Origin of the sequence: Streptomyces sp. NBC_01314 (genome assembly GCF_041435215.1) — a bacterium.
Taxonomy (GTDB): domain Bacteria; phylum Actinomycetota; class Actinomycetes; order Streptomycetales; family Streptomycetaceae; genus Streptomyces.
On the sequence record NZ_CP108394.1, the window covers coordinates 1,464,110 to 1,487,591 of the forward strand.

At 71.6% G+C, this 23,482-nt stretch carries 24 protein-coding genes; 10 read left to right on the plus strand and 14 right to left on the minus strand.

Annotated features, from left to right (window positions below):
• Positions 1-140: 140 nt before the first annotated feature.
• Both OG622_RS06525 and OG622_RS06530 read left to right on the plus strand, forming a co-directional pair.
• Complete coding sequence (locus OG622_RS06525; RefSeq protein WP_371574050.1) at positions 141-797, plus strand: DUF4230 domain-containing protein; 657 nt, start codon at positions 141-143, stop codon at positions 795-797.
• A 398-nt stretch (positions 798-1,195) separates the two neighbouring features.
• Entirely contained in the window at positions 1,196-1,879 is a 684-nt protein-coding gene (locus tag OG622_RS06530) for a VanZ family protein (RefSeq protein WP_371574051.1), read from the plus strand.
• Here OG622_RS06530 and OG622_RS06535 read toward each other — a convergent pair.
• Positions 1,860-2,096, minus strand: coding sequence for a hypothetical protein (locus tag OG622_RS06535; RefSeq protein WP_371574052.1), 237 nt, complete (start codon positions 2,094-2,096; stop codon positions 1,860-1,862). The genes OG622_RS06530 and OG622_RS06535 overlap by 20 nt on opposite strands.
• Positions 2,097-2,235: 139 nt before the next feature.
• On the opposite strand from OG622_RS06535, the gene OG622_RS06540 reads away from it, so the two are divergent.
• Together OG622_RS06540 and OG622_RS06545 are read left to right on the plus strand one after the other, a co-directional pair.
• Positions 2,236-3,279: a PHP domain-containing protein gene (locus OG622_RS06540; RefSeq protein ID WP_371574053.1), complete on the plus strand. Its 1,044-nt coding sequence runs from the start codon at positions 2,236-2,238 to the stop codon at positions 3,277-3,279.
• A 173-nt stretch (positions 3,280-3,452) separates the two neighbouring features.
• Positions 3,453-4,118 carry an HAD family hydrolase gene (locus OG622_RS06545; RefSeq protein WP_371574054.1) on the plus strand — a complete coding sequence of 222 codons (666 nt, stop codon included), beginning with the start codon at positions 3,453-3,455 and terminating at the stop codon, positions 4,116-4,118.
• 323 nt (positions 4,119-4,441) lie between these two features.
• On the opposite strand, the gene OG622_RS06550 is transcribed toward OG622_RS06545, so the two are convergent.
• On the minus strand, positions 4,442-5,098 hold the full coding sequence (locus OG622_RS06550; RefSeq protein WP_371574055.1) for a M15 family metallopeptidase: 657 nt from the start codon (positions 5,096-5,098) through the stop codon (positions 4,442-4,444).
• A gap of 163 nt (positions 5,099-5,261) precedes the next feature.
• Between OG622_RS06550 and OG622_RS06555 the strand changes: the two genes are divergently transcribed.
• The gene (locus tag OG622_RS06555) at positions 5,262-6,290 is read left to right on the plus strand and encodes an SDR family oxidoreductase (RefSeq protein ID WP_371574056.1); all 1,029 of its coding nucleotides are present in this window, start codon (positions 5,262-5,264) and stop codon (positions 6,288-6,290) included.
• A gap of 140 nt (positions 6,291-6,430) precedes the next feature.
• Here OG622_RS06555 and OG622_RS06560 read toward each other — a convergent pair whose 3' ends face one another.
• Together OG622_RS06560 and OG622_RS06565 are read right to left on the minus strand one after the other, a co-directional pair.
• Complete coding sequence (locus OG622_RS06560) at positions 6,431-6,691, minus strand: hypothetical protein (RefSeq protein WP_371574057.1); 261 nt, start codon at positions 6,689-6,691, stop codon at positions 6,431-6,433.
• A gap of 66 nt (positions 6,692-6,757) precedes the next feature.
• Positions 6,758-7,732, minus strand: coding sequence for a phosphotransferase family protein (locus OG622_RS06565; RefSeq protein ID WP_371574058.1), 975 nt, complete (start codon positions 7,730-7,732; stop codon positions 6,758-6,760).
• 354 nt (positions 7,733-8,086) lie between these two features.
• Between OG622_RS06565 and OG622_RS06570 the strand changes: the two genes are divergently transcribed.
• The 4 genes from OG622_RS06570 to OG622_RS06585 all read left to right on the plus strand — a co-directional run bounded on the left by OG622_RS06570 (position 8,087) and on the right by OG622_RS06585 (position 12,502).
• Positions 8,087-8,581 carry an FBP domain-containing protein gene (locus tag OG622_RS06570; RefSeq protein ID WP_371574059.1) on the plus strand — a complete coding sequence of 165 codons (495 nt, stop codon included), beginning with the start codon at positions 8,087-8,089 and terminating at the stop codon, positions 8,579-8,581.
• 99 nt (positions 8,582-8,680) lie between these two features.
• Complete coding sequence (locus OG622_RS06575; RefSeq protein WP_371574060.1) at positions 8,681-9,937, plus strand: aromatic acid exporter family protein; 1,257 nt, start codon at positions 8,681-8,683, stop codon at positions 9,935-9,937.
• Between the two features lie 64 nt (positions 9,938-10,001).
• Positions 10,002-11,108, plus strand: a complete 1,107-nt coding sequence (locus OG622_RS06580; protein WP_371574061.1) for a hypothetical protein — start codon at positions 10,002-10,004, stop codon at positions 11,106-11,108.
• Between the two features lie 128 nt (positions 11,109-11,236).
• On the plus strand, positions 11,237-12,502 hold the full coding sequence (locus OG622_RS06585) for a lactonase family protein (protein WP_371574062.1): 1,266 nt from the start codon (positions 11,237-11,239) through the stop codon (positions 12,500-12,502).
• Here OG622_RS06585 and OG622_RS06590 read toward each other — a convergent pair.
• Positions 12,470-13,195, minus strand: a complete 726-nt coding sequence (locus OG622_RS06590) for a DUF2470 domain-containing protein (RefSeq protein ID WP_371574063.1) — start codon at positions 13,193-13,195, stop codon at positions 12,470-12,472. The two genes, OG622_RS06585 and OG622_RS06590, sit on opposite strands and share 33 nt — an antisense overlap.
• Before the next feature lie 106 nt (positions 13,196-13,301).
• On the minus strand, positions 13,302-13,910 hold the full coding sequence (locus tag OG622_RS06595) for a TetR/AcrR family transcriptional regulator (RefSeq protein WP_371574064.1): 609 nt from the start codon (positions 13,908-13,910) through the stop codon (positions 13,302-13,304).
• Positions 13,911-14,026: 116 nt separating this feature from the next.
• Here OG622_RS06595 and OG622_RS06600 point away from each other — a divergent pair, with 116 nt between their 5' ends.
• Positions 14,027-15,625, plus strand: coding sequence for a cytochrome P450 (locus OG622_RS06600; RefSeq protein WP_371574065.1), 1,599 nt, complete (start codon positions 14,027-14,029; stop codon positions 15,623-15,625).
• Here the strand turns inward: OG622_RS06600 and OG622_RS06605 are convergent.
• From OG622_RS06605 to rhaS, 8 genes are all read right to left on the minus strand, one after another.
• The gene (locus tag OG622_RS06605; RefSeq protein ID WP_371574066.1) at positions 15,593-16,432 is read right to left on the minus strand and encodes a pentapeptide repeat-containing protein; all 840 of its coding nucleotides are present in this window, start codon (positions 16,430-16,432) and stop codon (positions 15,593-15,595) included. The genes OG622_RS06600 and OG622_RS06605 overlap by 33 nt on opposite strands.
• A gap of 52 nt (positions 16,433-16,484) precedes the next feature.
• Positions 16,485-17,039 carry a GNAT family N-acetyltransferase gene (locus OG622_RS06610; RefSeq protein WP_371574067.1) on the minus strand — a complete coding sequence of 185 codons (555 nt, stop codon included), beginning with the start codon at positions 17,037-17,039 and terminating at the stop codon, positions 16,485-16,487.
• Positions 17,036-17,779: a PIG-L deacetylase family protein gene (locus OG622_RS06615; protein WP_371574068.1), complete on the minus strand. Its 744-nt coding sequence runs from the start codon at positions 17,777-17,779 to the stop codon at positions 17,036-17,038. Before OG622_RS06615 ends, OG622_RS06610 begins: the two co-directional genes overlap by 4 nt.
• Positions 17,780-17,846: 67 nt before the next feature.
• Positions 17,847-19,148: an alpha/beta fold hydrolase gene (locus OG622_RS06620; RefSeq protein ID WP_371574069.1), complete on the minus strand. Its 1,302-nt coding sequence runs from the start codon at positions 19,146-19,148 to the stop codon at positions 17,847-17,849.
• A 146-nt stretch (positions 19,149-19,294) separates the two neighbouring features.
• The gene (locus OG622_RS06625; protein WP_371574070.1) at positions 19,295-20,320 is read right to left on the minus strand and encodes a LacI family DNA-binding transcriptional regulator; all 1,026 of its coding nucleotides are present in this window, start codon (positions 20,318-20,320) and stop codon (positions 19,295-19,297) included.
• Between the two features lie 114 nt (positions 20,321-20,434).
• On the minus strand, positions 20,435-21,859 hold the full coding sequence (locus OG622_RS06630) for a BNR repeat-containing protein (protein WP_371574071.1): 1,425 nt from the start codon (positions 21,857-21,859) through the stop codon (positions 20,435-20,437).
• A 59-nt stretch (positions 21,860-21,918) separates the two neighbouring features.
• Positions 21,919-22,239 (minus strand): L-rhamnose mutarotase, encoded by a 321-nt coding sequence (locus OG622_RS06635; RefSeq protein ID WP_046705789.1) that lies wholly within the window; start codon positions 22,237-22,239, stop codon positions 21,919-21,921.
• Positions 22,240-22,289: 50 nt separating this feature from the next.
• Entirely contained in the window at positions 22,290-23,372 is a 1,083-nt protein-coding gene (gene rhaS / locus OG622_RS06640) for a rhamnose ABC transporter substrate-binding protein (RefSeq protein ID WP_371574072.1), read from the minus strand.
• Positions 23,373-23,482 lie beyond the last annotated feature (110 nt).

A 23,482-nucleotide genomic window follows, 5' to 3' on the forward strand; every position in this document is an offset into this window, starting at 1 on the left:
GCCGCCCGGCGTACGCCGATTCGGTACGGCGGCCCGGACGCATCGCACCCCCCGTCTACGCCGAAGTACGGACAATCACCAACTCAGCGTTCCCTCAGGCACTTTGCGGGCATTCGTTGAAGGAGGAAGGAGGCGTCGACATGACGACGTCCATCAAGCGCACGCGTCTGCCCGGCTGGGCCAAGCTGCTCACGGCCGTGGTCATCCTCGTCGTGGTGCTGCTGGCCGCACTGAGGATGCTGGTCTTCGGGGGGCTGGAGGACGTGTTCGGCACCGAGGAGCACGACCGCTCGGGGCCCACACTCCTGAAGTCCATCCAGGACATGAGCCGTTACGACGCCGCCTCGGGCAACTTCCAGGTGGTCGTCGACCTGGAGAAGGACGCCAAATACCTGCCGGACGCGATCCGCGGCACCCGCACGCTCTACGTCGGTGCGGGCACCGTCGACGCCTATGTCGACCTCGGCAAGGTCGGCGAGAACGACGTGAAGGTCGACAAGGACCGCACGTCGGCCACCATCAACCTCCCGCACGCACGGCTCGGCGAGCCGGCCCTCGACACCGAGCACTCCTACGCCGTCTCCAAGCAGCGCGGGCTGCTCGACCGCCTCGGCGACGTCTTCTCCGACAACCCCAACGGCGAACAGGCCGTGCAGCGCCTCGCCGTCAAGCACATCGGCGACGCCGCGAAGGACAGCAAGCTCACGGACCGTGCCGAGGCCAACACCACCGACATGCTCGAAGGGCTCCTGACGTCCCTCGGCTTCAAGGAGGTGAAGGTGACGTACGGGTCCTGACGGGTCCTGGCAGGTCCTGGCAGGTCCTGACGGGTTGCGACGGGTCTCGACGGGCCCTGAGTCGTCCTCATGGGGCCTGCCGGACGGCCGGCCTCAGGGAGCCTGCTCGACGGCCGCGCTCTCCCCGAGTTCGGGGAGGGCGCGTCGTACGTCGGCTCATCCGCCGCCTCCGCACGTCCGCGCCCTCCCGCGCCCTCCCACTCCCGGGTGCCTTCCGGCGCCCCTCGAACGGGAGCGGGCCCCTGTCGCTCCCAGCCCGGAGTGCCCAGGGAGAGCGAAGGGAAACACGCGAAGGCCGACAGAAGACTTCCCGCACCGGGTCGTACGGCTGGGAGTCGTGGACTTGTTCAGGGGTAACAGCTTGGGGACAGAGGGCAGTTGAAATCGGGAGGGTCCGCATGGCCGGCACCACGTCTCGTTCCCGTTCCACGGCCTCCGGCCGCCGTCCCCCGGCGGCCGGAGACGGTCGACAACCACTCCCGCTGCCCCTGCGGCTCCTGGCGATGGCACTGGCCTTCATGGCCATGGTGGCCTTCGGCATGGTGCTGGCCGGGCTCACCCTCCAACCGTCCCCGGCGTCCGAGGCGCTCACCCACAGCAACCTCCGCCCCGGCAGCTCCCTGCGGCTCTACTGGCACCACCCCGACCCGCGCGACGCGATCAAGCAGATCAGCGGGAACATCCTGCTGGGCGTGCCGTTCGGGATCCTGCTGCCGGTGCTGGCGCCCGGCGCCCGCGGCCTGCTGCGCGTACCCGCCCTGACCGCGATGGTGATGCTGCTCGTCGAGCTGGTGCAGGGCGCGCTCGTCACCGGACGCGCGTTCGACATCGACGACGTCATCCTCAACACGACGGGCGCGCTGCTGGGCTATCTGCTGCTGGGCCGACGGCTCGGCCGCGCGGTGCACGCCCGGGTCCCGCGCGAGCCGAAGGCCGCACCGGCCAAGCCGAAGGCACCGGTCAAGCCGAAGGCATCGGCCCGGCGGAAGGCGCCGGTCAAGCCGAAGGCGCCGCGCGGCGCCTGGGCACAGCGCCTGCGCGTGAGCCGCCGGGGCAAAGGTGCTAGCGCGGCGTCCAAGTGAGTTTGTCGCCGCCCACCCAGCGGACCTGGTCGGGGTCGTCGAGGTCGTGGACGACGACCCCGAAGGCCGCCGCGGCCCGCAGCACGTCCGTCAACGTCTTCGCCTCGCCGATCACCTGACCGTCGATCTCCACGATCCGGAACGGCGGCGTGCCGGGCTGTACCCCGAGCACCATGACCCGGGGGTGGGAAATGTAGGGGCTCGCACTTTCGGTCATGTCTAGAGCGTAGAGCTGTTCCGGCCTCGGTGACCGGGCGTGGGCCGGGCGGGTGAGTCTCCGGCCGCCCCTGATCGTACGGCCGCCGTGCGGGTACCCGGGGGCTGGGCGACGCTGGAAGCGGAGGGCTGGAGGTGCCATGGATCCCGTCGAGGCCCTGGACCGGATCGCTTTCCTGCTGGAGCGCGACCGGGCCCCCACCTATCGCGTACGGGCGTTCCGTACGGCCTCGGCCGTGCTCGGCGCGCTCCCTGCGGACGAGGTGGCCGAACGGGCGACCGCCGGCTCTCTGGAGTCTCTGAAGGGCGTCGGGCCGAAGACCGCGCAGGTGGCGCGCGAGGCGCTGGCCGGGGAGGTGCCGGGCTATCTGCGCAAGCTGGAGCAGGGGGCCGAGGCCCCGCTCACCGACGATGGTGCGGGCGCGGAGCTGATGAAGCTGATCAGGGGTGACTGCCATGTGCACTCCGACTGGTCGGACGGCGGCAGCCCGATCGAGGAGATGGGCCGGACCGCCGCGCGCCTCGGCCACGAGTGGACGGTGCTCACCGACCACTCCCCCCGGCTGACCGTCGCCCGGGGTCTGTCCACGGAGCGGCTGCGGGAGCAGCTCGACGTGGTGGCCGCGCTGAACGAGACGTGGGCGCCGTTCCGGCTGCTCACCGGCATCGAGTGCGACATCCTCGACGACGGCTCGCTGGACCAGGAGCCCGAGCTGCTGGAACGGCTCGACGTGGTGGTGGTGTCCGTGCACTCCAAGCTGCGGATGGACGCGCGCGCGATGACCCGGCGCATGGTCGCCGCCGTCCGCGACCCGCACTCCGATGTGCTGGGGCACTGCACGGGGCGGCTGGTCACGGGGCGGGGGCGGCCCGAGTCGGAGTTCGACGCGGAGGCGGTGTTCTCGGCGTGTGCGGAGACGGGGACGGCCGTGGAGATCAACTCCCGGCCGGAGCGGCTGGATCCGCCCCGGCGGCTGGTGCGGGCCGCTGTGGAGGCGGGGGTGCTGTTCTCGATCGATACGGACGCGCATGCGCCGGGGCAGCTGACGTGGCAGGTGCATGGGTGCGCTCGGGCGGAGGAGTGTGGGGTGCCGACGGACCGGGTGGTGACCACGTGGGGGGCGGAGGAGGTGTTGGGGTGGGCTCGGGATCGGGAGGTTCCGGAGGGGGTTTTGAGTGCCTAGGGGCTCGGCGGGCTCGGTCCGGTCCGGTCCGGTGGGCTCGGTCGGTCAGGTCCGGTGGGTTCGGCGAGTGCGGGTCCGTCGTGGCTTGTCGCGCGGTTCCCCGCGCCCCTGTCGGGGCGCCGGCCCTCTTCGGCAGCAGAAAGTGAACGTCTCGTCCGGAAGGTAGGTGCCGCATGGGCAGGGCTGCTGTTTTTGATGTCGACGGGACCCTTGTGGATACCAATCATCTGCATGTCGTCGCCTGGTGGGAGGCGTTTCGGCAGGGTGGGCATCACGTCGCCATGCACGACGTGCACCGGGCGGTGGGGCTGCCGTCCGGTGATCTGGTCACGCATCTGCTGGGTGAGGAGCGGGACCCGGCGGAGAAGGACGCGCTGAGTGCCGCGCACAAGGCGTTGTACGGGACGTACTTCGAGCGGCTGCCCGCGTTGCCGGACGCCGGGCGGCTGTTGCGGCGGCTCGACGGGCAGGGCTGGAGCGTGGTGCTGGCGACCTCGGCGAGCGGGACGGAGCTGGCCGCGTTGCGGCGGGCGATCGGGGCCGACGACGCCATCCTGGCGACGGCGACCGCCGATGACGTGGCCGAGGGGAAGCCTGCGCCCGATCCGGTCGAGCAGGCCCTGGCGGTGGCCGGGGCGGAGGCCGAACGGTCGGTGTTCGTCGGGGACACGGTCTGGGACATGCGGGCCGGCGCACGAGCGGGGGTGCGCTGTGTGGCGGTGCTCTGCGGCGGCATCCCACGGCTTGAGCTGGAGGCAGCCGGCGCGGAGGCGGTGTTCCGCGATCCGGCCCATGTGCTGGCCGCACTGGAGCAGAGTCCGCTCGGCCGGGAGGAATGACCTGGTGAAAGCCACTGTGGGCGACCTCGCGCGACGTGATGCAGATCACCGGCAATGTCCGGATACGGATGGAACACCCGCTGATACTTTCCCGTTGAACCAGCCGTGGGTGTGGATGGGACAGTGTCCCCGGGCCTCACCTTTTGCCCACAGGGACGATCGTTCGGCTGAAGCCCTGTGGAGCCTTTCGCCGAGAGGCGACCGCCATCCGCACCCACACACAGACCGCCCCGACCGCGATTCCCCCGTCCCGGTCGGGGCTTCCCTCTTTCTCCCGCACACGCTCGCCCGGTTCGGAAGCGCTCAGGCACCGCGGAAAACGCTCAGGCGCCGAGTTCCCGAGGCCCGTACAGCGCCGCCGCCGCTCCCGTCAGCAGGGCCCAGTAACGGTCGCCGTACGACCAGTGCCACCACTCGGTTGGGTAGTTGACCAGGCCGGCCGCGGTGAGGGCGGATCCGAGCGTCTCCCGGTGGGTGCGGGCCTCGGCGGGGATGCCGTCCGCCCCCGTGTAGCAGGCTCCGGCGCTCTCCTCGGGGTCGGCGTTGAGCCGCGTGCCGAAGTCCAGCTCACGGCCGTCGGAGTCGACGAGGGTCAGATCCACGGCCGCGCCCGCGGAGTGCGGGGCTATCTCGGGCGGCGAGACATAGCGGCTGGCCGCCGCGCGGATGCGGTCGGCGGGCCAGTCGGGATGCAGGGCGCGCTGCTCGGCGGCGTACTCCTCGAAGTACTCGCGCTGCAGGGACGGCGGCCGGTAGCCCTCGACGAAGAGCAGGCGCAGCCCGTCCGGCAGCAGTGACTGGGCCTCGACCAGCCGGTCGAGCACGCCCGCGCGCAGGTGGGCGTAGGCGCCCGTGGCGTCGGCCTTGCGCTCGTCGACCAGCAGGGGGCCGGCGCGGCGTACGTCGACGAGCGGCTCGTCACAGTCGTGGACGGGTACGGCCGCCACCTTCGGGTCGGACATCAGGATGATCTCGGTCATGGGGTGATGGTCTCGTGGGGCCGCCCGGTTCCCGCGACAACCGGCCAGGGCGGTGGCCGGGCCGGGCCCCGGCGAGTGTGTCCGGATGCGATCGCGTACATCCGGGGGGACCGGGTACTCGTGGGCGGCCGTGAAGGTGCGAAGCGCGCGAGAGGAGTCAGCGGTGAACGGAGAATCCGGCGGCAGGATCGTGGTCACTGGCGCCACCGGCAACGTGGGAACGAGTCTGGTGCGTCTGCTCTCGGAGGACACGCGGGTCGGCGAGATACGGGGACTGGCCCGGCGGGTCCCCGAGTGGGCGCCCGCGAAGACGGACTGGTCGGCCGTGGACCTGGCATCCGAGCAGGCCGATCTGGTCAAGGAGTTCGAGGGCGCCGACGCGGTCGTCCATCTCGCCTGGGCGTTCCAGCCGACGCACGACCCGGCCTCGACCTGGCGGACCAATGTGCTGGGCAGCATCCGGGTGTTCGAGGCGGTGGCGGCGGCCAAGGTCCCGACGCTGGTGCACGCCTCGTCGGTCGGCGCCTACTCACCGGGGCCGAAGGACCACGCGGTCGACGAGTCGTGGCCCACGCACGGGTGGCCGGACGCCGCGTACTGCCGGGAGAAGGCCTATCTGGAGCGTGCCCTGGACTCCTTCGAGCACGAGCATCCCGGGGTGCGGGTGGTGCGGATGCGGCCCGCGTTCCTGTTCAAGCGGGAGTCGGCGAGCGAGCAGCGCCGCATCTTCGGCGGGCGTTTCCTGCCGGGGCCGCTGGCGCGGCCGGAGCTGCTGCCGTTCCTGCCCGACATCCCCGGGCTGAGGGTGCAGACACTGCACACCGACGACGCCGCTCAGGCGTACCGGCTGGCGCTGCACACCGGCGTCCACGGTGCCTTCAACCTCGCGGCGGAGTCGCCCGTGGACGCCGCGCTGCTCAGCGAGGTGCTGGGTTCCCGTCCGATGAGGCTGCCCCGGGTCGCGGCCCGCTCGGCGGTCGCCGCCGCGTGGAACCTACGGCTGCTGCCCGCCTCACCGCACCTTTTCGACGCCGTCCTGCGGCTGCCGCTGATGGACTCCTCGAAGGCCCGCGACGAGCTGGGCTGGCAACCGCAGCGTACGGCGGTGGAGGTGCTGGAGGAGTTCCTGGAGGGGCTGCGGCACGGGGCCGGTGAGCGGACCGAGCCGCTCCGGGGGCGAAAGGTGGGCTGAGGCCGAGTACGCCGGTCTCGTCGTACGACCAGACCGGCGTGGGCCGGCGTACTCGCACGTGACGGCGCCTCCCCGGATCCCACCGGGGAGGCGCCGAGTCTGTGGGTAGCCAGGGACGCTTCGGAACGAAGGACGGGCGGTCAGCCGGACGGCTCGTCGGGTACCGGCTGCTCGGGGTCGACGCCACCCGACCGCGTCGCGCCCTGCCGGCCGGTACCGGCCTCGTCCGTGTCGGGCACGTCGGTGGCCTCGCCGGCCGCCCCCTCGTCCTGCTCGTCCTCGGTGGCACGCGTCGGGGCCACCTCCCACGGGTCCTCGCCCTCGTTCGCCTGCTGATCGGGCAGGTCCCTCGGGACGGGATCCCCGTGCTCGCCGGGACCCTCCGGCCGGTGATCGGTCACGGCGTGCTCCTTCCTGTCGTGCACCGGACGCGGGTACCTCGGCCTGATCGACTCAAACCAGGTGCGTCAGGCAAGGTCGCGCAGCTCATCCAGCGCCGCCGTCAGCTGCGGCGCCACCGCCTCCCGCCGCCACGCGACCTGCTCGTCGTCCAGGGCGCGCGGCACCGCCTCCACCAGCATGATCAAGTAGAGGTAGCTGCGGTAGAGGGCATACCGTCGGCGCACCGACGGCGTGAACTCGACGGCTCCGCCCGCCTCCTGATAACCCGCCAGGAAGTCGGCGTCCTGCCGGATGTCTCCGAGCAGCGACAGCGAGACGAAGTCCGCGACCGGGTCGCCCCAGAACATGCGCTCGCCGTCGATCAGGCCGCCGACGCGCGGTGACTTTCCGCGCTCGACGAGGATGTTGCCCTGCCACAGGTCGAAGTGGACCAGACGCGGCACGGTCACCTCGTCGAGGGCGTCGTACGCGGCCTCCGCCGTGCGGGCCACCTCGTCCACGGGAAGGGGCAGCCAGGCCCGGAAGTGGCGGGCGTCGGCGAGTATGGCGTCGTAGAGGGCGGCGAAGGCGGTGCGCCAGTCGGTGGTGAGGGGGCCGAACGCGCCGGACGGGTAGCCGAAGCCGAGGCCGGTCACCTCGTGGAGGCGGGCCACCAGACCGCCCAACTCCCGCCGCAGCAGAGCCTTTTGACCATGCTCAAGACCGTCCCATCCACCACCCGGGCAGTGGGTGAGCAGGAGGTGGCGGCCGGTCGGGGCGGTCTCGTCGAGGGCGGCTCCGGCCACCCGGGGCGCGGGGACGCCGACGGTCTCGGCGGCCCGGCAGAACTCGGCCTCCGCGCCGAGGAGTTCGCTCTCGTAGGCCAGGCGGGGGGTGGTTGACGGCGGGGGGATCTTGAGGATCAGCCGGGTTCCGTCGGTGAGGCGCAGCTCCTCGACGGTGTTGTACGTGCCGCCGCTCAGCGGCAGCCGCTCGGCGAGGCTTTCCGGCGGCAGCCCCGCCGCCGCCAGGACGAGCCGTGCCCGCTCCCCGTCGTCCACTCCGGTCCCCCTCGTCGCGTCGTCCGCAGCCGTGCGGGCCCCACTCTGCCAGGTGGGCCCGCACGGCTGAACCCCTGTTCACGAACGGCCCGACCGTCGACGGCGCCAACCACCACCCCTCCGCCTCTCCGCCCGCTGGACCGCCACCGGCCGCACCGAACCGGTGGCCCGGGCATACACGTCGGGCGTGCGCACGCCCGGCGTGTGGCCACCGACGAGCACCTGGGCGGAGCAGGAGCGGAGTAGCCCTCGCACGAAAATCCATTGGCCTCCCCCAATGGCCCGAGTAACTTAGGCGAAAACCTAGGGCCCCTAGGTTTTGTTGTTCGATCGCCACTTTCTGGAGGAACCACCATGAAGCCGCTCACCGAGCAGGACATCCGCGGCTCGTTCGTCAACTGCTCCAAGGGCGAGGCGAAGCGGATCTCCCTGCCTCGCGATCTGGAGGAACGACCCTGGGACGATCTGGACTTCCTCGGCTGGCGGGACCCGGGCGCGCCCGACCGCAGCTACCTCGTGACCGAGCGGGCCGGTCGGCCGTTCGGTGTCACCCTGCGCTTTCCCTCCGCACAGCGCGGCTTTCTCCATCGGAGCATGTGCTCGTTGTGTCTGACGACCCACCGGGGCGGCGGAGTCTCGTTGATGACGGCCCGGAAGGCGGGCGCGGCCGGACGCGAGGGAAACTCCGTGGGCCTGTACATGTGCGCCGACCTGGCCTGTTCGCTGTATGTGCGGGGCAGGAAGGCGCTCGACACGGGGAGCCGGTTCGAGGAGAGCCTCACGCCGGAGGAGCAGATCGCCCGGACGGTGGGCAATCTCTCCGCGTTCCTCGAGAAGCTGTACGACTGAGCACACCCCTTCTCCCGCGGAGAGGAGGGTGCCCCCGCCTCCGGCGTACTGTCCTCGATCAGGAGTTCGGTGGAGCGGCGGAACGGGAACAGCGCAAGGATGCGAGACGTACGTGGTGTGTGGGGCCTGATCGGCGAGCGGGTCGCGAAATGGCGGCAGGACCCGGTGATCGTGCAGTCGGTGCGGTCGGCGGCGGCGGCCACCGTGGCCTATGTGGTGGCGCTGCAGGTCAGTTCGGAGGCGGCGCCCCTGACGGCTCCGCTCACCGCGCTCCTCGTCGTGCAGGTGACCCTCTACGCCACGCTCACCACGGGTATCCGGCGGGTGAACTCGGTGGTCGCCGGCGTCGTCATCGCCATCGGGTTCAGCGTCCTGGTGGGCCTCACCTGGTGGAGCCTCGCCCTGATCATCCTGGCCTCGCTCGCGGTGGGACATCTGGTGCGGGTCAGCGAGTTCGTGCCCGAGGTGGCGATCAGCGCGATGCTGGTGCTCGGGGTGACCAGGGTCGGCGACACGGCGTGGGCGCGGGTCCTGGAAACGCTGATCGGCGCGGTCGTCGGGCTCGCCTTCAACCTCCTGCTCGCTCCCCCGGTGTGGGTGGAGGCGGCCGGCGAGTCCATCGAGGACCTGGCCCGGCGGATGCGGCGGCTGATGATCCGCGTCGGCGAGGAGGCCGCGGGCCGCACCCCGGCGGAGGCCGCGGCGGCCCGGCTGCACGAGGCCAGGAAACTCGACTTCGACATCGTCGAGGTGGACGCGGCCCTCCAGCAGGCCGAGGACAGCCTGAAGCTCAATCCGCGCGTACGGGAGGGTCTGCTGCACCGGGTCGTGCTGCGCACCGGGCTGGACACGCTGGAGATCTGCACGGTGGTCCTGCGGGTGCTGGCCCGTACCCTGACCGACCTCGCCAAGGAGCGGGAGCCGAGTCCACTGTTCTCCTCCCAGGTGGGGGCGGCCGTCGAGCGGTTGCTCGCCGAGATCGGCGACGCGGTGGTCAGCTTCGCGGTGCTGGTCACGACCGATGTCAGCCGTAGCGCCGAGTCCGCGGAGGGCCGGCTCACCGCCGAGCTGTCGGCGGCCACCGCGACCCGCGACAAGCTGGCCCAGCTGCTCCTCGAGGACGTCCAGCGGGACGCCGGCCAATGGCATCTGCACGGTGCCGTGCTGACGGAGGTCAATCGCATACTGGACGAGCTGGACACCGAGCACCGCTCCCAGCGGCTCCTGGAGGAACTGGACCGCTGCACCCGCGAACAGCGCGAGCGCTCCCCCCGGCTCACGCGCCTGCGCGACCGCGTGCGCGTCCCGCGCCTCCTCCAGCGGAACCGGTCCGGCCCCGCCGGACGTACTAAGTGACGCCGAATCGAGTTACGCCGTAGCAAGTGACGAGGCACCACACGAGATCGAGGGGGCGTACGGAATGACCGAAGGCGCCGTGCGGATCGACGGGACCACTCTGCGTCTGCCGGGGGGTGTGCAGGTGCGCTTCAAGCGCACCCTGCGCCTGCCGGAGACGGGCACGCACCAACTCCCGCCCGGCCTGGGCGACTTCCCGATCCGGCGGGTGGAGGACCACCCACGGACCGCTCCGGAGGAGATGCGGGCGCGCGGCGGTGTGATGCTCCCCGTGTATCTGCGCGAGGCGATGTGGCTGCACTTCGGCGGTTCCACGGAACCGGCCGCGCTCCAGGTCGGCGTCGGCAAGGTGTGCGCGGTGTCGGGCAAGCCGTGGAGCGGCACGCTCGCACGCGATCCACAGAACTACGTGGTGCTGCCGCGGCAGCCGTGGCTCGACGGCATCAACTCCGGCAAGGGCACGGTCAGGCAGTTCGTGGCCGTCCCGCTCGGGCTCGGCGCCACGGTCGAGGGCCAGGTCACCGGCGAGGAGGTGTTCGGCGGGGTCCAGCTGCAGTCGTTCCCGCTGAACGACGAGCAGCTCGCCCTGTGGCGGGAGGAGGAGCGGCTGCGCGCCGAGCGGGAGCGAGGCCTGCGACAACTCGGTGCCTACGACGTCTTCGGCGGCACGGGCCCGGTCCCGATGCCGCCGCCGGGTGCCGCACCTGTGCCGCCCCGGTCCAGCGGGTTCATGGCGGCTCCCGGCGCGGCCCCGAGGCCCGGCGCTCCCGCCGCCCCGCCCCGGGCGCCTGCCGCGATGGGCCTCGGTGTCGGCGGCTCGATGCGCCAGGAGGTCTACCAGGACACCCGGCCGCGCGGCAGCTGGGCCGGGACACCGGCCGGGCGGGTCTTCGTGCACCTGGTCACGCCGCCCGAGTGGCACCGGATCACCGGGGAGGCCCCGCCGCCGTCACCCGTGGACCGTGCGGCCTACACACGGGCCGGGCTCCCCTGGTTCGACTACTACGACCAGGACGGCCACGACCTCGACCCGGCCGACGCCCTCGGCACGGTGAAGCCCGTCGGCGGCTGGCTCGGGGACGACCTCGACCCGTGGCAGGCACCTGCCCCCGGCCAGGTCAAGCCGCTCGGTGACGCACCGGGCAAGCCGATCCAGGACGGCGACTGGTAGCCGGTCCCGACAGCCGACGCGATGGCGGGCGTCGCATGGCGCGCGACGCCCGCCGTCGCCTTTGCGCGGAGGCGCTCGTACCCGTCAAGGTGGTGACGGCCGAGACGAGCGACACCCGAGGTGCACGAATGACGAGTGAGGCGGCAGGGGACCGAGGCGGCTGGAGCAGGCGCCACGTCCTGGGGCTGTTGGCGGGAGCGGCCGTACCGGCCACCCTGGCCGGCTGCGCGGGCTCCGACGGGACGGCCGGCCCCACGTCGTCCTCCCCCGCGCGGAACGCTCCGACGGCTCCCTCGCCGGAGGCGGAGGCCGGGGCGGGAACCGCGTCCGCGACCGCCACGCCCTCCCCCGCGCCCACCCGGACCGGCCCCCGGCCGCTGTACATCGGTACGTACACCTCGGTCGAGGGCGGCGGCACCGGCATCGGCGTGGCGACGTACGACACCCGCAGCGGCCGGGTCACGGGCAAGGGGACGATCACCGGTGTCCCCGACCCTTCGTACCTCGCCGTTCACCCGGACGGCCGGACGCTGTACGCCGTGAACGAGCGCACGGAGGGCGGGGTGACCGCCGTGCGCCTGTCCGACCGCAAGGTCCTCGGCACCCGCAGCAGCGGCGGCGAGGCGCCGTGCCAGCTGTCGGTGCACCCGAGCGGGCGGTGGCTGCTGAGCGCGAACTACGGCTCGGGCAGTGTCGCCGTGCACCCGGTCGAGGACTCGGGGGCGCTGGGCGAGCGCACGGATCTGGTCGTGCACAGCAGTCCGGCGCCGGGCCCGGGGCAGGACGGGCCGCACGCGCACCAGGTCATCACGAGCCCGGACGGCGGGCACGTCCTGGCCGTCGATCTGGGCACCGACACGGTCTACACCTACCGCCTGAACGAGTCCCGGGGAACGCTCACCGAGGTCTCCCGGGCGCGCACCCGGTCGGGTGCGGGGCCGCGGCACCTCACCTTCCATCCCGACGGCCGGTACGCCTATCTCGCCAACGAGGTCGACAACACGGTCGTGGTCTGCGCCTACGACCCCGGCAGCGGCCGGCTCACCCCCGGTGACCCGCAGTCGACGGGCACGGGTTCGGGCACGAACTACCCGGCGCAGCTGGTCGTGACGCCGGACGGCTCGCACGCGTATCTCGCCAACCGGGGGCACGACAGCCTGACGCGCTACGCGGTCGAGGCGGACGGCGCACGGCTGAAGCTCCTCGACAGCGTGCCGGTCGGCGGGGACTTCCCGCGCCAGATCGCCCTCTCGCCGGACGGCGGCCTGCTGTTCGCCGCGCTGCAGCGGTCGAGCGCGGTCAGTGTCTTCCGGGTCGACCCCGGAACCGGTGAACTGCGGCGCGCGGGCGAGCCGTTCGCGTCACCCGTCGCCGTCTGTGCGCTGCCGCTGTAGGGCACGCGGGCAGGACGCGGCGCTCGCCCGGGAGAGCAGGATGTGCATCCGCTCGGTGAGCTGCGCCATGTCGTCGGCGGGCTCGTGGAACGTCAGGCGTACGTCGCCGTTGCCGCGGACCCGCTCGATGCGCAGGGTCAGGCCGTGCCGGTCGACGGCGAGCGGCTGGACGCGTACGGCGCCGTGCAGGCTGTCGTGCGGGACGAGCCGGGTGAGGCGCTCGACGGCGTCGGGGTGCGCGTCGGCGAGATGGGTCAGCAGCCGGGACTCGGCCATGGCCAGCGGATCCGGCTGGGCGGCGGCGAACTCGTCGAGGTCGACCACGACCGCGCCGGACGGCTCGCGCAGCACGATGCGGGTGGGCCGGAACACCAGGTCGCCGTCCTTGGGCGCGAACCAGCCGGCGATCCACAGCCGGGTCCGGATACGGTCGCGCACGGGGACGGGTGCCACGTCGGCGAACTCCAGCACGGCCGACGGCTCGCCGCGCGGCGCGCAGATCGCGGCGGCGACGAGCGTACTGTCCTCGGGGACGCACAGGATCACCCGGCCGTCCTCGGTGACGGTGTGCGCGCCGACGAACTCCTCACGGCCGCCCTCGGCGGTCACCGCGCAGGACCACGCCGCCGCGAGCACAGAGCGGGCACGCTCCGCCGCGGCGGGCGCGGCCGTCCAGATGTGACGGTCACCCATCCCAAACCTCCATTAGGTAAGCCTTGCCTAACCTATCGAAGATCAGGGCGTACGCCAACCACCGTGGGCCGATCCATGGACTTTCCGTTCGCCGCGGCGAACGGACTCACGCGGCGATGACCCCGAAAAGCGCCCGCGCGCACAGGTCCCGCACCTGCTCGCGGGACAGCTCCGAACCCCTCAGCCACTCCAGACAGACCGCCGTCGTGAACGACAGCCACCCGCGCACGGCGAGCCGCATCTCCGGACGCCCGTCGAGCACCGCCCCGAACTCGGCGTCCGACGCCAGCGCCGCCAGGATCTGCGCCTCCTGCACGGCCAGCGCCCGCTGATAGACCTTGCGCACGGCCTGGTCGCCGGTGGCGTCGGCACGGTGGAAGGCGCGGAAGCCGTGGGCGTGCTCCTCGACGTACGCGAGGAAGGCGTCGAGCCCGTTGGCGAGCCGCTCGCGCGCCGACCGGCCCGGGGCGGGCGTCATGATCCGCAGCATCCGCTCGCTCTCACGCTCCACGACGGCCGCGAAGAAGACCCGCTTGTTCGGGAAGTAGTGGTACAGCAGCCCGCGGGAGACGCCGGCGATCTCGGCCACCTGCTCGATCCACACGTCGTCGTACGGGCTCTCCGCGAAGAGCCGCGCCCCGACCGCGAGGAGTTGCTCCCGCCGCTCCTCGGTGCCGAGCCGGCGACGCGGGCGCTCTCCCTGCCTGGCTGCCATACCGTCACCTTACTTGACGTGGGTTCAACAACAGGACGAGACTGATCCCGCTATTGAACCCGAGTACAACAGCTGCGACGGCTCCGGCACGGCGTACGCGCGAGGGAGATGTGGTCATGACGGCGACGACGGGGACCACGACTGTCAGAGGTTTCCGCAGCGCGGAGCTGGGCTGGCCGGAACTGAGCCGCATACCGCACCCGCCGTACCGGCTCCCCCTCATCGGCGACGCGCTCGGCACGAACGTGCGTACGCCGGTCCAGGAGTCCGTACGCCTCGGGCGGCGGCTCGGGCCGATCTTCCGGCGGAAGGCGTTCGGCAAGGAGATCGTGTTCGTCGGGGGCGCGGGGCTCGCGGCCGAGATGGCGGACGAGGCGCGGTTCGCCAAGCATGTGGGCGTGGGGGTCGCCAATCTGCGGCCGGTGGCCGGGGACGGGCTCTTCACGGCGTACAACCACGAGCCGAACTGGCAGCTCGCACACGATGTCCTCGCTCCGGGCTTCAGCCGGGAGGCCATGGCCGGCTACCACCCGATGATGCTCGACGTCGCCGAGCGGCTGATGGAGCACTGGGACCGGGCGGGCACGGCGGGCGACACCGTGGACGTACCCGGCGACATGACCAAGCTGACGCTGGAGACGATCGCCCGCACCGGCTTCGGCCACGACTTCGGCTCCTTCGAGCGCACCCGCCCGCACCCCTTCGTCGCCGCCATGGTCGGCACCCTGACGTACGCACAGCGCCGCAACGTCGTCCCCGACCCGCTGGTCCCGCTGCTGCTGCGGAGCGCCGCCCGGCAGAACCGGGCGGACATGGCGTACCTGAACGAGACGGTCGACGCGGTGGTGCGGGCGCGGCGGTCTTCCGGTGGCAAGGGCACCGGTGGCGGTGGTGGCGGTCGGGGTGCCGGTGGCGGTGACCTGCTCGACCGGATGCTGGAGACCGCGCATCCGGAGAGCGGGGAGCGGCTGTCCGCCGAGAACGTCCGTCGGCAGGTCATCACCTTCCTGGTCGCCGGGCACGAGACCACCTCGGGCGCCCTCTCGTTCGCCCTGCACTACCTCGCCCGGTATCCGGACCTGGCCGCCCGTGCCCGCGCCGAGGTGGAGCAGGTGTGGGGCGACACCGTGCGGCCCGGCTACGAGCAGGTGGCCAAGCTGCGGTATGTGCGCAGGGTGCTGGACGAGGCGTTGCGGCTGTGGCCGACGGCGCCGGCCTTCTCGCGGGAGGCCCGCGAGGACACCGTGCTGGGCGGGGTCCATCCGATGCGACGGGGCGCCTGGGCGCTGGTGCTGACGGCGATGCTGCACCGGGACCCGGAGGTGTGGGGCGCGGACGCCGAGCGGTTCGACCCGGACCGGTTCGACGCGGCGGCCGTACGCGGTCGGGCCCCGCACACGTTCAAGCCGTTCGGCACGGGTGCGCGGGCCTGCATCGGCCGTCAGTTCGCGCTCCACGAGGCCACGCTGGTGCTGGGGCTGCTGCTGCGCCGGTACGAGCTGAGGCCGGAGCCGGACTATCGGCTGCGGGTGGCGGAGCGGCTGACCCTGATGCCGGACGGGCTGCGGCTCAACGTGGAGCGGCGGGTGGGTGCGGCGCCGGACACCCCGCAGGAACCGCCGCCGCCCTCGTCGTCGGCGCCGCCGTCGCCTTCGTCGTCGCCTTCATCGCCGTCGTCGCCGTCACGCTGTCCAGTGACCGGGGCGGGTGACTGACGTCGGCAGCCGTGTGCCGGTGCTGCCGCGTGCCGCGTTGAGCTGGGGCTGGGTCAGGAAGAAGGCGCCGGTCAGGTCCGCGTCGGTGAGGTCGGTGTCACGGAGGTCGGCACCGATCAGGTCGGCGCCGCGCAGGTCGGCTCCGGTCAGGTCGGCGGCGATGAGGTAGGCGCCCCGGAGGTTGGCCTTTCTGAGATCGGCACCCTTGAGGCGGGCACCCATGAGGTCGGCGCCGCGCCGGTTCCGCTTGCGCCCGGCGCCCGCTCGCATGAGGTCACTGACCCGCAGCAACAGCTCGTTGACGCGCTGCCGGTGCGCGGCGACGTCCAGCTCCCCCAGCTCCTCGGCCGTCCCCCCGGTCAGCCGCTCGGTCTCGTCCAGTGCCCGACGGAGATCGGCGTGCACCGGGCCGGCGGCGGGGAGGGTCAGCGCCTCGGTCAAGTACCACAGCAGTTCGTGGAGTTGGCGTACGACCGGGAAGACGTCGAACATGCGCCGGGCGTGCTCGCGGCCGCCCGTACGCCAGTTCTCGCCCCCGAAGGTGACCTGGGAGACCTTCTGCCCCGCGCCGAAGCAGTCGTAGACCGTGCAGCCGTTGAAGCCCTCGTCCCTGAGCCGGGTGTGGATACCGCACCGGAAGTCGTCCCGGAGGTTGCCACACGCCTTGCCCGCGGCCTTGTCGACGGCGAAGTCGGCCGAGGCTGCGAAGGGCAGGGCGACGCAGCACAGACCGAAGCAGCTGCCGCAGTCCGCGCGCAGATCGCGCAGGTCATGCGGGTCGAAAGCCTCACCGGATCCTTGTTCCATACGGTTCACCCTAACGAGAACTCACCGATGAATTCGCGGCTGCCGAGGGGCCTCATGATCGTCTTCGACTGACATCGGCGAACTCCTGCCGGACGTCGGCGTCCCGCCCCAGATCCAGCCGCCAGTCGTTCGACACGCTCCAGTGGCCCTTCGGGTACTCCGCGGAGACCTCACCGAGCAACGTGAATCCCGCCCTGCGACACACCGCGTTCGACGCGGCGTTCTCCACACGGGGCAGCGCGTGCAGATGGCGGTGGGTGTTCGCGTCCCGCGCCACCCCGACGACCTCCCGGGCGGCCAGTACGGCCAGCCCCCTGCGCTGGAACTCGGGCAGCACACCCCATCCGGTCTCCCACACCGTCTCGCCCTGCCGGTCATGCTCCCAGTAGCCGATCGAGCCGACGGTCTCGCCGGTGCCGGCCAACACGACCCGGTACATCCGCCCGGCCGCCACGGCGAGATAGCGGCGGTGCCGGGCGGCGAGCTGTTCCTCGGTCTCCGGCCCACCCAAGTGCTCGGTCATCCCAGGCGTGTTGATGCGCCGGAGCAGCCAGAAGTCGTCCGGGGACCAGGGCTCCAACCGCACCCCGCCCGGCTCGCCCGTCACCGGGGAAACACCTCGAAGGCCACGGCCGGCCTGCCGCCGAACCGCTCCCCCATGGTCCGCGCGTACCCCGTGAGGAAGTCGCGGACATACGTCTCGGGGTCCTCCTTCGTCAGCACTTCGATGTAGCTGCGGTGTTCCAGGAGGGAGGCGACCGCACGGTCGAGGCCGGGGGTGGCGTCGACGGCGTGGGTGGGGTGGGAGGAACTGGCGACGGCGACCCAGCGGACGCCGTCCCAGGGTTCCAGGCCCTGTTCGACGAGTTCGGGGAAGATCCAGCGGTTCCCCGCGTCGCCTGCGGCGTCCAGGGTGGCGCGGCCCACCGCCACGTGGTCGGGGGTGTTCCAGGCGACCCCACTCCAGGTGTCGCGGTGGTTGAGGGTGATGACCAGTTCGGGGCGGTGGCGGCGGATGGCGGCCGCGATGTCCCTGCGCAGGGCGAGCCCGTACTCGATGACGCCGTCCTCGTGGTCGAGGAACTCGACCTCCGACACACCCACGACGGCCGCGCTCGCCCGCTGCTCCCTCTCACGTAACGGGCCGCACCGGGCGGGCTCCAGGGTGTCGATGCCGGCCTCGCCGCGCGTCGCCAGGACGTACGCGACCTCGCGGCCCTCGTCGGTCCACGCGGCGATCGCCGCCGAGCAGCCGTACTCGAGGTCGTCCGGGTGGGCCACGACGGCGAGGGCGCGCCGCCAGTCGTCGGGCATGGGCTTGAGCTGGTCCTTCTGAGGATCCGTCATGGGCGCACAGTAACCCGCGTCACCGACAGCCGGGCGGACTGGCACCGCCCGGCTCACCCGCCGTCGCTCACTCCTCGTCCCGGGTCAGCGCCAGCAGCCGGTCCAGCACCCGTGGTCCCCCGGCCCGTACGCCGTCGTGTTCGAACTCGTCCGTGACCCAGGTGCGCAGGCCCCGGATGGCGCGGGCGGTCCGCAGGGAGTGGGCCGTGTCGACGTACATGTCGTCGTGGTAGATCGCGGCGGCCACCGGGACCTCGTTGACGGCGAGTTGGTCCGGGTCGTACAGGTGCGGCCAGCCCCGCTCCTCGGCCAGGTCCCGCGCGGTCTCGCGCAGCGGGCGCAGGGCGGGGTCGTTGTCGAACATCCAGGGGTGCACGGACTCTCCCGTGAACAGCACCGGGCCGTCGCCGGTCAGCGCCTTGGCGGCGTCGAACTGCGGGAACTGGCGGCGCACCCGCTCCGCCGCCCAGCCCGTGTGGCCCGCGTCCTGCCCGTAGCAAGCCTCGTGGAGGAGTGCGTACAGCGGGTGGCCCGCGTACGACAGCAGGCCCTGGACCTCCTCCTGGAAGGAGTCGGCGAGGACGGGGCCCCGCGGGGCGCGGACGAAGGCGTCCTCCAGGAGGAAGTGCAGCCGGTGGCTGCCGTCGCCGCGGCCGAGGAGGATGCCGAGGGACTGGAACGCCTCGACGGTGAACCGGTATCCGTTCGGGAGGACGACGTCGTGCTGGAGCAGGTGCTCGGCGATCCGCCGGGCCCGCTCGACGTCCTGCGGATAGCGGGCGTAGTGCGCGGCGACCTTGCGTTCGACGCGCGGGTAGGCCGCCCGGTAGACGTCGTCGGCGTTCCCGTCGAGGGAGGGCAGTCCGCCGGTGATGAGGACGGTGCTCAGGCCCTCGGGCGCCTCGGACAGATAGGTGACCGCGCAGAAGCCGCCGAAGCTCTGGCCGAGGACGGCCCAGGGGGCGCCGCCGGTGACCTCGGGGCGGATGGCCTCGCAGTCCCGGACGATGGAGTCGGCGCGGAAGTGGGCGAGGTAGTGGGCCTGTTCGACGGGGCCGCCGCGCAGCGGGAGGGTCTGGCGGTTGGCGGGGGTCGAGGCACCTGTGCCGCGCTGGTCCAGGAGCAGGACCCGGTACTCCTCCAGGGCCCGGTCCAGCCACGCCTCGCGGCCGACGAAGCGGTTGGCCCCGAAGCCGGGGCCGCCCTGCAGATAGACCAGCCAGGGCAGTTCGGCGTCCGCCTTGTCGCTCGCGACGACCTCGCGCGCGTAGAGCTCGATCCGCTCCCCCGCCGGGTCGTCGTGATTGAGGGGGACGGTGAAGCGGCGGTCGGTGAGGACGACACCGGGCTGCCGGTAGCTGACGGACAACAGGGCTCCCTGAGCGGACGGATTCCAGGCCGTGGTCCAGTCCAACACAGATTCTTCGCCCGGCCGACCCCGTGGATCAAGAAATTCCCGCTGAACCGGGGATCAGCACCTCGGCCGCCGTCGGTGTGCGGCCGCTGAACCGGCGCTCAGCGCGCCGAGAGGCTGGAGCGCCGCACCACCAACTCCGGCTGGAGGACGACCCGCCGGTGCTCGTGCCGGAGGAGCGCGGTCTCGGCCTCGGTCTCCTCCAGGAGGAGTTCGGCGGCGAGGGCGCCCATGGTGACGGCGGGCTGCCGTACGGAGGTGAGGGGGACGGCGGCCGCGGCGGCGAACTCGATGTCGTCGTAGCCGACGATGGCGAGGTCCCCGGGGACGCTCACCCCGGCCGCGTACATGGCCTGGAGCACGCCGAGGGCGAGCAGGTCGTTGGCACAGAAGACGGCGGTGGGGCGGTCGACGAGGCCGAGGAGGCGGGCGCCCGCGTCCCGGCCGGCGGCCACGTCGAGGCGTTCGGTGGGCAACTCCCGCAGGGCGTCGGCGCCGAGTCCCGCCTCACGCAGGGCGTTCAGGGCGCCCGTACGGCGGTCGCGAACCTGGTTGAGGCCCGCCGGTCCGCTGACGTACGCGATGGAACGGTGGCCCGCGTCGACCAGGTGACGAACGGCGAGGGCGCCGCCCGCGACGTCGTCGACGGAGACCGAGCACTCGGTGGTGCCCTCGGCGACCCGGTCGACGAGGACGAAGGGGATGCCGTGGCGGCGGAACGCCGCGATGTTGCGTCCGGTCGCGTCGGCGGGGGTGAGCAGCACTCCGCGCACCCGCTGTTCGGCGAAGAGAGAGAGGTAGTCGGACTCCTCGCCCGCGCTCTGCGCGCTGTTGCAGACCATCACGCCGAGTCCGGCGTCGCGCGCGGCCCGCTCGGCACCACGCGCGACGTCGACGAAGAAGGGGTTGCCCATGTCGAGCACGAGCAGCCCCATGATCCGGCTCCGCCCGGCCCGCAGTTGGCGCGCCGACTCGCTGCGGACATAGCCGAGACGGTCGATCGCCGCCTGCACCCGGGCCCGGGTCCCGGAGGCCACCGAGTCGGGCCGGTTGATGACGTTGGAAACCGTGCCGACGGAGACTCCGGCGGCTGCGGCGACGTCCTTGATACCCACCGGCTGCGACATCGTACGGGGACCTCCAGGAAGGTATGGAGCGGCGGGCATACGTTCACACTACCGTCGGGGCCGCTACTTGAACGGCCCGGTCAGGCGGCAGAATCGTTGCCCTGGGTGCGGGAATCAGGCGGGCAGGGCGAAGTCGACGACACGGAGCGCCGACGGCGTCGTACCGCTGGACTTCACCTGGTACATCACGGACAGGACATTGTCCTGGGCGATGCGGCTCTCGTCGAACACGACCTCGCCGAAGGCGTTGAGGCCGCTGGCGTCGAACAGCACCTTCCAGTCGGTGTAGCCGGAGGAGGCCGACGCTCCCCATATCCGGCCGAAGGGCAGGATCGCGTACGCGTTGTTGTACTTGTCCAGCGCCAGCTTGGTGCGCTGGCTGGAGCCGAGCGCGACCGGGATCTCGGTCTTCTGCCAGGTGCCGGAGGAGTTCTTGCGGACGTGGAAGGCGCGGCCGTTCGCGGTGCGGTTGGTGACGTAGTTCGTCGTGCACTGGCCGAAGCGGCCCGGGACGTAGCTGATGATCGCGTGCGGCCGGCCGGCCGAGTCGGTGGCCTGGCTCTCCTGGTTCATCAGGGAGTGGTCCGGGTTCAGCGCGTCGATCACCAGTCCGCTGTCGGTGACGGAGACCTTGTCGGAACCGCCGGTGGTGCCGACGGCGGTGCCCGCGTTGTTGCGCCAGGTGCGGCCGAGGTCGTCCGAGTAGACATAGCCGGTGTCGTGGTTGGTGATGCCGCCGCCGTTGCACATCACGGCGCCGTTCTGCTCGCGCCAGGTGAAGAAGGAGTGCAGCCGGCCGTTCTTGTCGTAGTCGATGCCGTGCAGGTACATGTTGCGGACGGTGCTGGAGCCGTGCTCGCTGGTGTACGTGCCGGTGGAGCTGGTCCACTCGCCGAGGTTGGTCCACGAGGTGCCGTTGTACTCGGCGATGGCGTTGCGGCCGTTGCCGGAGATACCGACGCGGTAGCTCAGCTGGAGCTTGCCGTCGGGCATCGAGACGAACTGCGGGTACGTGAACTGCGAGGTGAGCGCCAGCCCGTCGAGGGTGGACTGCGGGGCGCCGAAGCGGCTCGTGGTCCAGCTCAGGCCCGCCGGGTTGTCCATGAGGCCGGCGACCGACTTGACGTAGGTGAAGCCGTCGCTGTGCGAGTCCATGTTGAGGTGGAGACGGCCGTCGACCTTGGAGACGCCCATGGAGATGACGTTGTGGGAGTCGTTGTAGCGCAGGGTGTGGCCGACCTGGACCGTGGACCAGGTGCTGGAGCCCAGGACGCGGCGGCCGACGACGGCGTTGCGGTCGGCGGTGTACCAGACGGCGTACTGGTAGCCCTTGTAGGTCAGCAGACCGTTCTTCTGGAACGAGTTGTTGTTGACCAGGCCGTCGTAGGACACGAAGAAGATGGCCTGGCTGTCGAGCAGCGTGTTGCCGGTCTGGCTGACGGACGGGCCGGGGTCGGCGGCACGGGCGGTGGCGGCGCCGAGGACGGGGCTCACCACGGCGCCGGCGAGTGCGGCGCCGAGCAGCGTACGTCTCTTCATCTCGGGGACTCCATTGTCGAGCGAAATGGGGAGGGGGAGGGTGTTGCGACCTGCGGGGGTCAGGCGAGGTGGAAGACCTCGGTGAGGGGCTTCATGGCCTCGTCGGGCCGGGCGCCGTCGAGGGACTCGAAGAACGGCGCCATCTCCTTCTGCCAGCGGGCGTTGACCTCGGCGGCCTCCATGCCGGCGAGTGCCGCCTGGAAGTCCTCGGTCTCCAGGTAGCCCACGAGGAGGCCGTCGTCGCGCAGGAAGAGGGAGTAGTTGTGCCAGCCGGTGGCCGAGAGAGCCTGAAGCATCTCCGGCCACACGGCTGCGTGCCGTTCGCGGTACTCGTCGATCCGGTCCTGACGGACCTTGAGGAGGAAGCAGACGCGCTGCATGAGATACCGCTCCTGGGGTGAGGGGGGTGGCTGTAACGCCGGTTCGGTGATCAGAAGTCGAACTTGTCGATGTTCGCCTTGTTGAACACGGTGGGCTTGCCGAGGCTGATCACGCCGTCCTTGCCGATGGTGTACTCGCCCATGGCACCGGCGGTGAAGGTCTCGCCCTCCTTGCCGGTGATCTGGCCGGAGGCCAGCGCCACCGCGGTACGGGCGGCCAGCTCACCGAGCTTCGCCGGGTCCCACAGCTCGAAGCCCTCGACGGTGCCGTCCTTGACGTACTTGCGCATGTCGTTGGGGGTGCCGAGGCCGGTCAGCTTGACCTTGCCCTTGTACTTGGAGCCCGACAGGTACTGGGCGGCGGCCTTGATGCCGACCGTGGTCGGGGAGATGATCCCCTTCAGCTTCGGGTACTCCTGGAGCAGGCCCTGGGTCTGCTGGAAGGACTTCTGGGCGTCGTCGTCACCGTAGGCGACCTTGACCAGCTTGATGTCCTTGTACTTGGGGTCCTCCAGCTCCTTCTTCATGAAGTCGATCCAGACGTTCTGGTTCGTCGCGGTCTGCGCGGCCGACAGGACGGCGATCTCGCCCTTGAAGCCGATCTGCTCGGCGAGCAGCTGGACCTCGGTGCGGCCGAGGTCCTCGGCGCTGGCCTGCGAGACGAAGGCGTTACGGCACTCCGGCTTGGTGTCGGAGTCGTAGGTGACGACCTTGATGTCGTTGCTCATGGCCTGCTTGAGCGCGGTGCACAGGGCGCCCGGGTCCTGCGCGGAGACGGCCATGGCGTCGACCTGCTGCTGGGTGAGCGTGTTGACGTAGTTCACCTGGCCGGAGGTGTCCGTGGCGCTGGACGGGCCGACCTCCTTGTAGCTGGAGCCGAGCTCCTTCAGGGCCGCCTCGCCGCCCTTGTCGGCGGAGGTGAAGTACGGGTTGTTGACCTGCTTGGGCAGGAAGCCGACGGTCAGGCCCTTCTTCAGCTCGGCGTTCGGGTCGGCCTTGCCGGTGGCCGCCGCGGTGGCGGTGTCGTCCTTGACGTCGGTCTTCGTGGTGCCGCCACAGGCGGTGGCGGCCAGAGCGAAGGAGGTGACGGCGGCGAGCGCCGCACAGGAACGACGGAGGGTTGCTCTGCGCATGACGAGGGTTCCTTTACGAGGAGGAGTGGTGTGACACGCCCGTTTTCTCGGGGGCGCGGGGAACTGCTTCTTGGGGGCGCGGGGGTACCGCGCGACCAGCCACGAACGAC